15 protein-coding genes are annotated in these 12,876 nt (G+C 73.0%); 2 read left to right on the forward strand and 13 right to left on the reverse strand.

The window, feature by feature from the left end; genetic code table 11:
• Positions 1 to 140: 140 nt before the first annotated feature.
• From EV189_RS08570 to EV189_RS08585, 4 genes are all read right to left on the reverse strand, one after another.
• Positions 141 to 1,172: an ABC transporter permease gene (locus tag EV189_RS08570; protein WP_130492484.1), complete on the reverse strand. Its 1,032-nt coding sequence runs from the start codon at positions 1,170 to 1,172 to the stop codon at positions 141 to 143.
• Complete coding sequence (locus EV189_RS08575; protein ID WP_231116199.1) at positions 1,169 to 2,137, reverse strand: ABC transporter permease; 969 nt, start codon at positions 2,135 to 2,137, stop codon at positions 1,169 to 1,171. The genes EV189_RS08570 and EV189_RS08575 overlap by 4 nt, the downstream gene beginning before the upstream one ends.
• Positions 2,127 to 3,686, reverse strand: coding sequence for a sugar ABC transporter ATP-binding protein (locus EV189_RS08580; RefSeq protein ID WP_130492485.1), 1,560 nt, complete (start codon positions 3,684 to 3,686; stop codon positions 2,127 to 2,129). The genes EV189_RS08575 and EV189_RS08580 overlap by 11 nt, the downstream gene beginning before the upstream one ends.
• A gap of 86 nt (positions 3,687 to 3,772) precedes the next feature.
• Positions 3,773 to 4,960 carry an ABC transporter substrate-binding protein gene (locus EV189_RS08585; protein ID WP_130492486.1) on the reverse strand — a complete coding sequence of 396 codons (1,188 nt, stop codon included), beginning with the start codon at positions 4,958 to 4,960 and terminating at the stop codon, positions 3,773 to 3,775.
• Between the two features lie 493 nt (positions 4,961 to 5,453).
• Between EV189_RS08585 and EV189_RS08590 the strand changes: the two genes are divergently transcribed.
• Positions 5,454 to 6,242 (forward strand): hypothetical protein, encoded by a 789-nt coding sequence (locus tag EV189_RS08590; protein ID WP_130492487.1) that lies wholly within the window; start codon positions 5,454 to 5,456, stop codon positions 6,240 to 6,242.
• Here the strand turns inward: EV189_RS08590 and rdgB are convergent.
• From rdgB to murI, 4 genes are read right to left on the reverse strand one after another with little or no spacing between them, the layout of a single operon-like run.
• Entirely contained in the window at positions 6,239 to 6,853 is a 615-nt protein-coding gene (rdgB, locus tag EV189_RS08595; RefSeq protein ID WP_130492488.1) for an RdgB/HAM1 family non-canonical purine NTP pyrophosphatase, read from the reverse strand. The two genes, EV189_RS08590 and rdgB, sit on opposite strands and share 4 nt — an antisense overlap.
• Positions 6,850 to 7,566: a ribonuclease PH gene (gene rph / locus EV189_RS08600; protein WP_130492489.1), complete on the reverse strand. Its 717-nt coding sequence runs from the start codon at positions 7,564 to 7,566 to the stop codon at positions 6,850 to 6,852. Before rph ends, rdgB begins: the two co-directional genes overlap by 4 nt.
• A 10-nt stretch (positions 7,567 to 7,576) precedes the next feature.
• Positions 7,577 to 8,305, reverse strand: a complete 729-nt coding sequence (locus EV189_RS08605) for an MBL fold metallo-hydrolase (protein WP_130492490.1) — start codon at positions 8,303 to 8,305, stop codon at positions 7,577 to 7,579.
• Positions 8,306 to 9,088, reverse strand: coding sequence for a glutamate racemase (gene murI / locus EV189_RS08610; protein WP_130492491.1), 783 nt, complete (start codon positions 9,086 to 9,088; stop codon positions 8,306 to 8,308).
• 174 nt (positions 9,089 to 9,262) lie between these two features.
• Here murI and EV189_RS08615 point away from each other — a divergent pair, with 174 nt between their 5' ends.
• Positions 9,263 to 10,195: a hypothetical protein gene (locus EV189_RS08615; RefSeq protein ID WP_130492492.1), complete on the forward strand. Its 933-nt coding sequence runs from the start codon at positions 9,263 to 9,265 to the stop codon at positions 10,193 to 10,195.
• 34 nt (positions 10,196 to 10,229) lie between these two features.
• Here the strand turns inward: EV189_RS08615 and EV189_RS08620 are convergent, their stop codons facing one another.
• The 5 genes from EV189_RS08620 to clpS form a co-directional block, all read right to left on the reverse strand.
• Positions 10,230 to 11,177 (reverse strand): PLP-dependent cysteine synthase family protein, encoded by a 948-nt coding sequence (locus EV189_RS08620; RefSeq protein WP_130492493.1) that lies wholly within the window; start codon positions 11,175 to 11,177, stop codon positions 10,230 to 10,232.
• 8 nt (positions 11,178 to 11,185) lie between these two features.
• On the reverse strand, positions 11,186 to 11,458 hold the full coding sequence (locus tag EV189_RS08625; protein WP_130492494.1) for a MoaD/ThiS family protein: 273 nt from the start codon (positions 11,456 to 11,458) through the stop codon (positions 11,186 to 11,188).
• Positions 11,459 to 11,550: 92 nt separating this feature from the next.
• Positions 11,551 to 11,958: a Mov34/MPN/PAD-1 family protein gene (locus EV189_RS08630; RefSeq protein ID WP_130492495.1), complete on the reverse strand. Its 408-nt coding sequence runs from the start codon at positions 11,956 to 11,958 to the stop codon at positions 11,551 to 11,553.
• A 37-nt stretch (positions 11,959 to 11,995) separates the two neighbouring features.
• Positions 11,996 to 12,550, reverse strand: coding sequence for a DUF2017 domain-containing protein (locus EV189_RS08635; RefSeq protein ID WP_130492496.1), 555 nt, complete (start codon positions 12,548 to 12,550; stop codon positions 11,996 to 11,998).
• On the reverse strand, positions 12,547 to 12,852 hold the full coding sequence (gene clpS / locus EV189_RS08640; RefSeq protein ID WP_130492497.1) for an ATP-dependent Clp protease adapter ClpS: 306 nt from the start codon (positions 12,850 to 12,852) through the stop codon (positions 12,547 to 12,549). Before clpS ends, EV189_RS08635 begins: the two co-directional genes overlap by 4 nt.
• Between the last annotated feature and the right edge of the window lie 24 nt (positions 12,853 to 12,876).

The raw sequence follows: 12,876 nt of genomic DNA on the forward strand, positions 1-12,876 counted from the left end.
CCGGTCAATCCCCTGTGCGCTCCAGTTCTTGCGTGCTGCCAGTCGATCTTCAACTGCCGGGGGCCGGGAGACAGCACGGCCCGGCCGGACCGCGGGACGCGGTCCGGCCGGGCTGCTGGGCGGGCGGTTCGAGTGGCCGGCTAGAGCCGCTGCCGGCGCGCCAGGAACGTCTGGATGACGACGACGAGCACGAGGAAGCCGCCGTTGACGACCGACTGCCAGTTGGAGTTGCTGAAGCCGATCTGGTTGATGATGTTGGCGATGACGCCGAGCAGCAGCACGCCGGCGAGCGTGCCGCCCGTGGTGCCGGCGCCCCCGGTCAGCAGCGTCCCCCCGATGACGACGGCGGAGATCGCGCTGAGCTCGAGCCCCACCCCCGTCGTGGTCACGCCCGAGGACGCCTGCGCCGCCGCCAGCGCCCCGCCGAAGCCGGCGAGGACGCCGGACATCACGTAGACCCGCAGGAGCACCGAGCCGACCGGCAGGCCCATGAGCCGCGCCGCGTCCTCGTTGCTGCCGATGGCGAGCACGGTCTGCCCGAAGCCCGTGCGCTGCAGGACCAGCACGCCGAGGGCGTACAGACCGACGGCGATCCAGACGGGGTAGCCGATCCCCAGCGCCGACCCCTGCCCCATCGTCGCGAAGGCCGAGCCGGAGGGGACGACGCGGGTGACGCTGCCCTCGGTGGTGACCGAGAGCAGGAGCCCCCGGGCGAACAGCAGGGTGGTCAGCGTGACGATGAACGGCGCCATCCCGGCGCGGACGATGAGCAGGCCGTTGAGCAGCCCGACCGCACCGCAGACGACGACCGGGGCGACCAGTGCGGCCACGGTCCCGTGCGACGACGCCCAGGCCGCGACGACGCCGCCGAGCGCGTAGACCGAGCCGACCGACAGGTCGATGCCACCGGTGAGGATGACGAACGACATGCCCAGTGCGACGACCGCGAGGAATGAGCTCTGCAAGCAGATGTCGCGCAGGTTGTCCACGCTGCCGAAGGTGTCGAAGACCAGCGAGGCGACGAGCACCGTCAGCAGCAGCACGACGAGCGAGCCGCGCTGCTGCGCCAGTGCCGCGAGCCGCTCCCCGCGCGAGAGCCCCTCACCCGGGTCGCCCTCGGGGAGCCGGGCGTCGGGACCGCCTGCGGTCACGGGAGTGTCCACCGTGCTCATCGCGCTCCTCGCCGGCGCTGGGAGTAGACCGCGACGATGATGATGGCCGCCTGGACCATCTGCGCCGCGGAGTCCTTGAGGTCGTGGGCGATTAGGGTCGAGCGGATCAGCTGCATGAGCAGCGCGCCCGCCACGGTGCCGAGGATCTTCACCTTGCCGCCGGACAGCGGCGTACCCCCGACGACCACGGCGGTGATGGCGCTGAGCTCGACGAGGTTGCCCAGGGTGTTGGGCGTGCTGGCCGTGAGCCGGGCGGTCGCGAGGACCCCGGCCACGGCGGCGAGCGACCCCGAGATGACGTAGACCAGGAGCAGCGTGCGCTTCACGGGGAGGCCCGCCAGCTCGCTGGCCGCGCGGTTGCCGCCGATCGAGACGATCCGGCGGCCGACGAGGGTACGCCGGACGAGGAACGCCACCACGAGCGCGAGGACGGCCGCGACGAGGACGGTGTACGGGATCCCCAGCACCGAGCCGGACCCCAGGTCGAGCAGCGTCCGGTCGTGGATGTCGGCCTGGTTGTCGAGCACGATGTTGGCCAGACCGCGGACGGCGATGAGCGAGGCGAGCGTCGCGACGATGGGCTGCAGGCCGATCGAGGCCACCAGCCAGCCGTTGACCAGCCCCACGGCCACGCCGCCGAGGATGCACACGACGAGCGCGACGGGCCAGCCGTAGCCGAGGTACTGCGGCAGCAGCGCGGAGGCGAGCGCCATCACCGACCCGACCGAGAGGTCGATGCCCTCGGTGCCGATGACGAGCGCCATGCCCAGCGCCACGATGACGACCGGGACCACCTGGATGAGCTGGGTGCGCAGGTTCGAGACCGTCACGAAGCGGTCGGTGAACGCCGCATTGGCCAGCAGGAGCACGACCAGCGCGGCGTAGACGCCGTTGTCCTGCATCCAGCCCGGGCGCAGCCGCAGGGCCGAGCTCCCGAGCCGCGGGGCGAAGCTGCTACTCGCCACCCTGCACCCCGCCGTCCGCCACGCTGGTCGCGAGCAGCTGCATGAGCCGGCCCTCCGTCACGTCCTCCCCCTCGATCGTGCCGACCACGGCACCCTCCTTGAGCACGACGATGCGGTCGGAGCCCTCGAGCAGCTCCTCCAGCTCGCTGGAGATCAGCACCACACCGAGACCCTCCGCGGCCAGCTCGTCGATGAGCGCCTGCACCTCGGCCTTGGCCCCGACGTCGATGCCGCGCGTCGGCTCGTCGAGCAGCAGCACCTTGGGCTTGGTGCACAACCACCGCGCCAGCAGCACCTTCTGCTGGTTGCCCCCGCTCAGCTGCGAGACGAGCTGGTCCGGCGAGGAGGCCTTGATGCGGAGCCGCTGCATGAACGTCTCCACGATCCGGTCCTGCTTGGCCCGCGACACCAGCCCGAACGTCGAGAGCTGCGGAAGTGCTGCCAGCACGATGTTCTCGCGTACGGAGAGGTTGGGGATGATGCCCTCGACCTTGCGGTCCTCGGACAGCAGGGCGACACCGGCGTCGAGCGCCGCACCCGTCGTGTGCCGGCGCAGCGGCTTCTCGCCCACCTGCACCTCGCCGCTGTCGAGCGGCAGCGCCCCGAACACCGCCTTCGCGGTCTCGCTACGGCCTGCGCCCAGCAGGCCGCCGAGGCCGACGACCTCGCCGGGCGCGACGTCGAAGGAGACGCCGTGCAGCGCGTGGCGGCTGCGCAGGCCGCGTACCGACAGGACCGGCCGGCCCGGACGGGCGTGACCGCCCCCGAGCTCCGTGCGCCCGTTGCGCAGCGTGGAGGCGTCGCGCCCGAGCATGAGCGACACGAGCTCGAGGCGCGGGAGACCGGCGAGCTCGCCGGTGTGGACGATCCGGCCGTCGCGCATGACCGTCACCTGGCGGCAGATGCGGTAGAGCTCGTCCATCTTGTGGCTGACGTAGAGCACGGCGACCCCGCGCTCGTTGAGCAGCTGGATGACCGAGAACAGCGTCTCGACCTCACGCGGCTCGAGCGAGCTCGTCGGCTCGTCCATGACGACGACGCGCGCGTCCGTGGAGACGGCGCGTGCCAGCGCGACCATCTGCTGCATGCCGAGCCCGAGCGAGCGCAGTGGGCGGCGCACGTCGACGCGTACGCCGTAGTCCGCGAGCACGCGCTGCGCGTCGCGCTCCATGCGCGCGAAGTCGATGAGGCCGAACCGGCGCGGCTCACGGCCCAGGAAGACGTTGCGGGCCACGCTCTGCAGCGAGATCAGGTTGACCTCCTGGTAGATCGTGCTGATGCCGGCGGCCTGCGCCGCGGCGGGCCCGGCGAAGCGGACGGGCTGCCCGTCGTGGCGCAGCTCGCCGGCGTCCGGCTGGTAGACGCCGGTCAGCACCTTGATGAGCGTGGACTTGCCGGCGCCGTTCTCCCCCACCAGCGCGTGCACCTCCCCGGGGTGCAGCGCGAACGACACGTCGTCGAGGGCGAGCACCCCCGGGAACCGCTTGGTGACGCCGACGACCTCCAGGGCAGGAGGTCCTGCTGCTGGAGCGGTCCTGCTCTCGTCCACTGATCCTCCTCCTGCGGGTGCTGCTGGGCGCGCGCCCCGTGCCAGGGCCGCCGGCACGGGGCGCGCGGTTCGTGGAGCCCGCTGCGTCAGAAGGCCTTCGCCACGTCGGTCTTCGCGTTGTCCGAGGTGTACTGGCCGTCCGAGATGACGATGCTCGCGGGGATCGGCTGGCCCGAGAAGAAGTCCTGCAGGGTCTTGAAGGCGAGCGGGCCGAAGCGCGGGTTCGACTCGATGACCGCGTTGTACGTCCCGTCCACGATCGCCTGCACGGCGTTCTTCGTCCCGTCGATGGAGACGAGCTTGATGTCCTTGCCGGGCTGCTTCCCTGCGGCCTTGATCGCGACCAGGGCACCGAGGCCCATCTCGTCGTTCTCGGCGTAGATCGCCGTGATGTCGGGGTGCGCCTGCAGCAGCGTCTCCGTCACGGACTGGCCCTTGTCGCGGGCGAAGTCACCCGTCTGCTGGGCGACGATCGTGATGCCGGGGGCGGTCTTCACCTCGTCGACGAACCCGGACGTGCGGTCGGTGGTGACGTTGTTGCCCGACGACCCCAGGAGCACGGCGACCTTGGCCTTGCCCCCGGTGACCTTGATGAGCTGGTCTGCGGCGCGCTTGCCCTGGTCGACGAAGTTGGAGCCGATGAAGGTGAGGTAGTCCTTGCAGGGCTGCGAGGTCACCTTGCGGTCGATGGTGACGACCGGGATGTGCTTCGCCGCGGCGGCCGCGAAGGCCGGCTGCAGCCCGTCGCTGTTGAGCGGCGCGACGATGAGCGCCTGGGCGCCCTGGTTGATCATCTGCTGGATGTCGGCGATCTGCTTCTGCAGGTTGGAGTTCGCCACGGTGTGCAGGAGCTTCTTGACGCCGAGCTTCTTCGCCTCGTCCTCGATCGACGTGGTCTCGGCGATGCGGAAGGCGGCGGTCTCCGGCTCGGACTGGGAGAAGCCGACGACCGCGTCCTTCAGGTCGATCTTCGTCGCGCCGGTCTGCTGCAGGGTGCAGCCGTCGCCGCTCCCGCTGCCGCTGGCGGCCGGGGCGGCCGAGGCGGCGTCCCCGCCGGCCGCAGGTGCTGCCGAGGCGGCGTCGCCCCCGCTGCTCGCGGCTGCCGCGGGAGCCGCGGCCCCGCTGCCGCTCGAGCTGCTCGCGGAGTCGTTCGCGGACTTGGCGCACCCGCTCGCCGTCAGGGCGAGCGCGACCGCGGCGATGCCGATGCCGGCGCGGCGCAGCACGGGGGTGGGACGGCCGGCGCTCAGGCGGTTGGGTGACAGCGCTGTCATGGGGGGACTCCTCCTCTGGGTGGTGGTCCCGGCGTACGCGGAGCGGCGAGAAGCCGGCCGCTCGGACCGCCGGTGCTCGGACAGTGCCAGCGGACGTCAGAAAGTGTCAACTTCTGTTTGGTCACGATTGGATCACGCAGCTTTTCGGCGTGACCGACGTGACCGAGCACGTGAGTCCGCCGATGTCCAACGTGGGAAGCCGTTGCGCGCCAGCGTTACCGGTCACATGGGCTGCTGGACAGCCCCGGTCGGCCTCGCCGATCAGTTCTGATCGCCCAACAGAAGCGAACACCGGAGCCGCCCAGCCCGTCGGAACGTGTGCCTCGGCGTTGACAGCGCTTTCAGCAGGCGGTAGGACTGCGCCATGCACCGTCGCGGCCGCGCTCCGCGCACCTGCTCCGGGGCCGCCGCGGTGACCTCGCTCGCGCACCCTCACACCCGGCGCAGAGGCCCCTGACAGCCGCTGCACAGCGGCACGGACGACGGTCGGGTCATGGACCTCGTGGTGCTCGTCCCGCCGGAGCGCCCGGTGCGGCAGCCGGCCTCGTGCTACTTCCTCGTCCGCGGCGTCGACGTCTCGGTCAAGGTCGACGACGCCCGCTGGCTGCCGCGCGCGCGACGGCTCGCCCGGCAGTCCCTGCTCAGCGCCGAGACGGCGACCTGCGCGTCGTACGACTCGGAGCTCGTCCGCCTGCGGGCGACCGGCGCCCGTGGCGTGCCCGTCTCCCCCGTGCTCGCTGACGTGCTCCGCAGCCTGGTCGGTGCCCGGGAGCTCACCGGCGGTGGGCTCCGCGGTGGACGGGCCTCCGCCGTCGCTGCCGGCTCGCCCACCGCGTCGTGCGGCGGAGCGGCCTGGCCGCGCGCGGCGGACCCGTGGGCCGGCATCGACGTGGCGGAGGGCAGCGCCACCGTGCCCGCGGGTCGCTCGCTCGAGGTGCCCGCCCTCGCCGCTGCCGTCGCCGCGGCCCGGGCGGCGACGGAGGTCCTGCAGGTGCTGGGCACCGGCGCGTACGTCGTCATCGGGGGGACCGCCGCGGCGCGGGGGCTGGCCCTGCCGCCCGTGGTGTGGGGGCTGGAGGTGCCCCCGGGAGGCACGGTCAGCCGTGTCGCCGGGAGCGCCTCATCGCCGTGGAGCGAGGCCGTCGTGGCATGGAGCGGCCCGGAGAGCGCGGCACTCGCGCAGGCCGCGCACTCCTGGGGTACGGAGGCGCCACAGCGGCTGCACGCGCTCGGCGCGCGGGCCCGGCTGAGCGGGCCGGGCGGCGAGGTGCTCGTCGCCTAGGTGGGCTGGCCGGCCAGGGCCACCAGGGACGGCGCGAGCGCCCGCAGCGCCCGCCCGCGGTGGGAGATGGCGTCCTTGCGCTCGGGGCCGAGCTCGGCGGTGGTGAGGCCGCCGGACTCGTCCGCGACGAAGACCGGGTCGTAGCCGAAGCCCCCGGCGCCGCGCCGCTCGCGGACGAGGTGTCCGCGCACGATGCCCTCCTCCACCACGCTCGAGCCGTCGGGGCGCACGAGGACGACCGCGGCGGTGAAGTGGGCGCCCAGCCGGTCGTCCGGCACCTCGGCGACCTGGGCCAGCAGCAGGTCCAGGTTGGCGTCGTCCGCGCCGTGGCGGCCGGACCAGCGCGCCGAGAAGATGCCCGGCATCCCGCCCAGCACGTCGACGCAGATGCCGCTGTCGTCCGCGATCGCGGGGAGGCCCGTCGCCTGCACGGCAGCACGGGCCTTCAGCAGCGCGTTCTCCGTGAAGGTCAGGCCGTCCTCGACGACCTCGGGCACGTCGTAGCCGTCGAGCCCGACGACCTCGACGCCCGTGGCCTCCGTAGCGGCGAGGATCCGGCGCACCTCCTCGACCTTGTGCGCGTTGCGCGTCGAGAGCAGGACCCGCGTCATGCCAGCGCCGCCTTCTGCAGCTCGGCCAGCTCGAGGTTGCCCACGGCGGCGAGGTCGAGCAGCGCGTCGAGCTCGGCCTTGCTGAACGGCGCGCCCTCCGCAGTGCCCTGCACCTCGACGAAGAGCCCGCTGCCGGTCATGACGACGTTCATGTCGGTGCCGGCCTTGACGTCCTCGTCGTAGCAGAGGTCCAGCCGGGCCTCGCCGTCGATCACGCCCACGCTCACCGCGCTCACGCTGTCCTTGAGCGGCTCGCCGTGGAGGGCCTTGCGACCGCGCAGGCAGGTGACCGCGTCGGCCAGGGCGACGTACGCGCCGGTGATCGCTGCGGTGCGCGTGCCGCCGTCGGCCTGCAGCACGTCGCAGTCGAGCACGATGGTGTTCTCCCCCAGCGCCTTCTCGTCCACGACCGCGCGGATGCTGCGGCCGATGAGGCGGGAGATCTCGTGCGTGCGGCCGCCGATCTTGCCCTTGACGGACTCGCGGTCGCTGCGGGTGTTGGTCGCCCGGGGGAGCATGGCGTACTCCGCCGTGACCCAGCCGAGCCCGCTGCCCTTGCGCCAGCGCGGGACGCCCTCCGTGACGCTCGCGTTGCAGAGCACGCGGGTGCGGCCGAACTCCACGAGCACGCTGCCCTCGGCGTGCTCCGTCCAGCCGCGGGTGAACGTGACGGGGCGGAGGTCGGACGCGGTGCGTCCGTCAGGGCGTGCCATGCGCCCGAGCCTATCCGGCGGTCTCGACCACGAGTCCGCTGCGGGCCAGCACGACCTGGCCGCCGAACGCCGCCTCCGCCTGCTCGAGCTGCTGCTCGGGCTCGACCCAGGTGGGGATGTGCGTCAGGACCAGGCCCCGCACGCCGGCCTCCCGTGCCAGCGCGCCGGCCTCGGCGCCGCTGAGGTGGACCCCCGAGCCGTCAGCCGGTGCGGCCGCCTCCGCGAGCAGGAGGTCCGCCCCCTGCGCGAGCGCGAGGACCTCGTCCGAGACCGCGGTGTCGCCGGTGTAGACCAGCGTCGTCCCAGCGTGCTCCAGCCGGATCGCGTACGACTCCCCCGGGTGGTGCGCGCGTGCCGTGCGCACGACCACCTCGCCGACGTCGCGGAAGGGACCGAAGGCGAAGGAGGACAAGGGTTCCTGGCGCTCCACGGCGTACGCGCGCTCCAGGCGGTCCTGCGTGCCCGAGGGGCCGAGCACCGGGAGCGGCGCGGATCGGCCGGCGCCGCCGTAGCGCTGGGCGACGTGCCACGCGCAGAGGTCGAGGCAGTGGTCGGGGTGCAGGTGGCTCAGCAGGACCGCATCGACGGCGCGCAGGTCCACGAGCCCCTGCAGCGGCGCCAGGGCACCCGGCCCGCAGTCGAGCACGAGCGTCGTCGCGCCGGCGCGGACGAGGTAGCAGCTGGCGGCGCCGTCGCGCCCGGGACCGGACCCCGAGCAGCCGGCGACGGCGAGCTCCACCTACGCGACCTCGATCTCCGGACCGAGGAAGCGCCTGCCCAGCTGCGTGAACAGGCTCGCGTCGCCCGTGGCGAGGAACGTGTGGCGTGGTGCAGGCAGTGCGGGATCGCGCAGGAGTCCCTTGTCCGACAGGACGCGGTAGACGTCGCGCGCGGTCTCGTCGGCGGAGTTGACCAGGGTGACGTTCTCGCCCACGACGTACTGGACGGCACCCGCGAGCAGCGGGTAGTGCGTGCAGCCCAGCACGATCGTGTCCACGCCCGTCGCCACCATGTCGTCGAGGTAGTCGTGGGCGACCTCGACGACCTCGGGCCCGCTCGTGATGCCCGCCTCGACCAGCTCGACGAAGCGCGGGCAGGCCTGCGTGAAGATCTTCAGGTGCGGCGCCGCCGCGAAGGCGTCCTCGTAGGCCCCGCTCGTGATCGTCGCGCGCGTCCCGATGACGCCGACGTGACCGTTGCGGGTGGTCGCCACCGCGCGGCGCACCGCAGGCCGGATCACCTCGACCACCGGGATCGGGTAGCGCTCGCGGGCGTCGGCGAGCATCGCCGAGCTGGCGCTGTTGCAGGCGATGACGAGCGCCTTGATCCCCCGCTCGACGAGGTCGTCGACCACCTCGAGGGCGTAGCGGCGGACGTCGGCGAGCGGCTTGGGGCCGTACGGCTGGCGGGCGGTGTCGGCCATGTAGAGCACCTGCTCGTGCGGCAGGCTGTCGAGCACGGCACGCGCGACGGTGAGCCCTCCCACGCCGGAGTCGAAGATGCCGATCGGTGCGTCCGCCACGCGCCCCAGCGTACGGGGCGGGTCACGCCACCCCGGGTACCCAACGTTGTGTCGCTGGTGCGGGGTCATAGCGCGAACCAGGCACACGACGTTGGGTACCGCGCGAGGGGGGCGTCATCCACAGGCTGCGTCGGGAGGCAGCACCAGCCTCGGCTCGTGCGGCACGGTGCTCGGGTGCAGGAGTGGGAACAGCTCGCTGAGCGCCAGGACGGGATCATCACCCTCGAGCAGGCGCTCACCCACGGGCACTCCCGGGACACTGTGCGCTGGCGCCTCACCAGCGGCCGTTGGCGCGAGGTCCACCCCCGCACGTACGCCGTGCACACGGGCCCGCTCCTCGAGCGCTCCGCGTGGTGGGCAGCAGTCCTCGGCGCCGGTGAGGGCGCGGTGCTGAGCCACGCGTCGGCTGCGGCACTGTGGGGATTGGGCGCCGGGCCTCCGGAGATCTCGGTCACCGTGCCGTACGAGCGGAAGGCGCCGCGGCTGCGCGGAGTGCGCGTGTTCCGCTCGCGCCACGTCGAGGACCGGCGGGACCACCGCGCGTTCCTCCCGTGCACCCGGGTCGAGGCGACCGTCCTGGACGTCGCCGTCGCGAGCCGCACGCCCCTGGCCGGGCTGGCCCTGGTGGCGAGGGCGGTCCAGCGCGGACGTACGCGGCCAGACCTCCTGCTGCAGGAGCTGGACGCGCGGCACAAGGTGCGTCACCGAGCGGCGCTCGCAGCAGTGCTGCTCGACGTCACGGCAGGCGCGCACTCGGGGCTCGAGGCGGCGTACCTCCACCTGGAGCGGGCCCACGGCCTCCCGGACCCGGAGCGCCAGGCACCGGGCGCGGGTCCGGGCGGCCGCGTCTTCCGGGACGCGCTCTACCGGGAGCAGGGGGTCGCGGTGGAACTCGACGGCCGCGCGTTCCACGCCGACGCCGACACGCGCTTCCGCGACATGGCTCGGGACAACGCCGCTGCTGTGGAGGGGCTCGTCACGCTGCGCTTCGGGTACCTCGACGTCCTCGGTGAGCCGTGCCGTGTGGCCCGTCAGGTCGCGCGGGTGCTGCGCGACCGCGGCTGGCAAGGAAGTCCCCGACGTTGTGGCCCTCAGTGCGGACTATGACGCGAACCAGGGCCACAACGTTGGGAACCAGGACTCACGCCCAGAGCTGGCCCTCGATCGACTCCTCGGCCTCGTCGAGCTCGCCCTCGTACGCCCCGGTGGAGAGGTACTTCCAGCCCCCGTCGCACACGATCAGCGCGATGTCGGCGCGCCGGCCCTCCTTGACGCAGCGCCTCGCAACGCCGAGCGCGGCGTGGACGATCGCGCCGGTGGAGATGCCGGCGAAGATCCCCTCCTGCGTGAGCAGCTCGCGGGTGCGCTTCAGCGCGTCGCGCGGGCCCACGGAGAACCGCGTGGTCAGCACCGAGGCGTCGTACAGCTCGGGCACGAACCCCTCGTCGAGGTTGCGCAGGCCGTAGACCAGCTCGCCGTAGCGCGGCTCCGCGGCGACGATCTCGACGCCCGGCACCTTCTCGCGGAGGAAGCGGCCGACGCCCATGAGCGTGCCGGTCGTGCCGAGCCCGGCCACGAAGTGCGTGATCGTCGGCAGGTCCTCGAGCAGCTCGGGGCCGGTGCCCTCGTAGTGCGCGAGCGCGTTGGCGGGGTTGCCGTACTGGTAGAGCATCACCCAGTCGGGGTGCTCGGCCGCCATCGCCTTCGCGACGCGGACCGCCTCGTTCGACCCGCCGGCCGCCGGCGAGAACGAGATCTCCGCACCCCACATGCGCAGCAGCTGGGCGCGCTCGGGCGAGGTGTTCTCCGGCATCACGCAGACGATCCGGTAGCCCTTGAGCTTCGCCGCCATCGCCAGCGAGATGCCGGTGTTGCCGGACGTCGGCTCGAGGATCGTCATGCCGGGCTGCAGCAGCCCGGAGCGCTCGGCCTCCTCGACCATGCGCAGGGCCGGGCGGTCCTTGACCGAGCCGGTCGGGTTGCGGTCCTCGAGCTTGGCCCAGAGCCGCACCTCGGGCGACGGGGAGAGGCGGGGCAGGCCCACCAGCGGTGTGCGCCCGACAGAGTCGAGCAGGGAGTCGAAGCGCACGCGGGACCTCAGCCGCCGGCGACCGCGGGGAGGACGGTGACGTTGTCGCCGTCCTCGACCGGTGCCTGCAGCCCGCCGAGGAAGCGGACGTCCTCGTCGTTGAGGTAGACGTTGACGAACCGGCGCAGCGCGTCGCCGTCGACCAGGCGGTCGCGCAGGCCGGGGTGGCGGGACTCGAGGTCGGCGATGAGCTCGTCGAGCGTGCCGCCCGCCCCCTCGACGGCCTTCGCGCCGTCGGTGTACTGCCGGAGGATCGTCGGGATCCGCACCTCGATGGCCACTGCCGAACCTTCCTGACGTCGAGCACTGGGCGGAGCCCCTGGAGGGGCGTCCGCGCACCGGGCAACCGGGCCCGCCGTCCAGGGTATTCCCCTCAGTCGACGAGCTCGACGGGCTCCTCGGTGACCTCCCCGTCGACGATCCGGTACGACCGGACCACCGCGGTCTCCGGGTCCGCGGTCGAGACCAGCACGTAGTGCGCGCCCGGCTCGGAGGCGAGCGACACGTCCGTGCGCGAGGGGTACGCCTCGGTGGCCGTGTGCGAGTGGTAGATCACGACGGGCTCCTCGTCGCGGTCGTCGAGCTCGCGCCAGACCTGCAGCTGCTCCATCGAGTCGAACTCGTAGAACGTGGGCGAGCGGGCCGCGTTGAGCATCTCGACGATGCGCGTCGGGCGGTCGGAGCCGAGGGGCCCGGCGAGCAGGCCGCAGGCCTCGTCGGGGTGGTCGCGGCGGGCGTGGGCGACCATCGCGTCGTGGAGCGCGCGCGGGAGCTGGAGCACGGCCCGACCCTAGCCCAGCAGATCCAGCCCAGCAGACCTAGCCCAGCGCCCTGACCAGCAGCTCCTGGACGTCGGTGAGGAACTCGTAGACGGCGTACGCGTACTGGCGCGGGTCGTCGGGGGACAACCGGGACGCCGTGGCCTCCCAGTCCTCGTCGACGCCGAGCCGGGTGCCGAGCGCCAGCCGCGCGTCGTTGAGCGCGCCGAGCCAGGCGAGCACGACGTCGTGGCGCAGCCGCAGCGGGCCGCGCGGCTCCTCCCCCTCGGCCGGCAGCGACGCGAGCGCGGTGCTCGCCGCCGTCCGCTTGCGCTCGCGCAGCCCGAGCTCGGTGTAGCGCCGGAAGTCGCCGGACGCCTCCGGGTCGTCGGGGTACGCGTCGGGCAGCAGCCGCCGCAGCGCCGGGTCCTCGGGCGGTGCGGTGCTGACGCCGATGGCGAGCGCCGCGGAGAGCGGGTCGCTCGGCGGCGGCCCCTCCTCCGGCTCGAGCAGGTCGAGCATCTCGGTGAGCACGCCGCGCAGCACGGAGACGGCGGCGGGCTCGAGGTCGAGCTCCACGGTGCCGTCGCGGCGACGGCGGACGGGCCCGCTCACGTGTCCTTCTGCAGCGTCGCCCAGAGGCCGTAGCCGTGCATGGCCTCCACGTCGCGCTCCATCTCCTCGCGGGTGCCGGTCGAGACGACCGCGCGCCCCTTCTGGTGGACGTCGAGCATGAGCTCGGTGGCCTTCTCCTTGGAGTAGCCGAAGTGCTCCTGGAACACCCAGGTGACGTAGCTCATGAGGTTGACCGGGTCGTTCCAGACCAGGGTGATCCAGGGCACGTCGGGCGCGAGCGCGTAGTCCTCGACGGGGTCGGGCGCGACCCGCTCCGGAGCCTCGACGGGCGCGCTGGACACGCCACCACCCTAGACGTGCCGGGG

This window comes from Motilibacter rhizosphaerae (genome assembly GCF_004216915.1).
GTDB classification, from domain to species: domain Bacteria; phylum Actinomycetota; class Actinomycetes; order Motilibacterales; family Motilibacteraceae; genus Motilibacter; species Motilibacter rhizosphaerae.

Bases quoted from the DNA above. Each gene is read 5' to 3' on its own strand.
- EV189_RS08570 (WP_130492484.1), bottom strand. From the start codon at position 1,172: ATGAGCACGGTGGACACTCCCGTGACCGCAGGCGGTCCCGACGCCCGG.
- EV189_RS08585 (WP_130492486.1), bottom strand. From the start codon at position 4,960: ATGACAGCGCTGTCACCCAACCGCCTGAGCGCCGGCCGTCCCACCCCC.
- EV189_RS08590 (WP_130492487.1), top strand. From the start codon at position 5,454: ATGGACCTCGTGGTGCTCGTCCCGCCGGAGCGCCCGGTGCGGCAGCCG.
- rdgB (WP_130492488.1), bottom strand. From the start codon at position 6,853: ATGACGCGGGTCCTGCTCTCGACGCGCAACGCGCACAAGGTCGAGGAG.
- rph (WP_130492489.1), bottom strand. From the start codon at position 7,566: ATGGCACGCCCTGACGGACGCACCGCGTCCGACCTCCGCCCCGTCACG.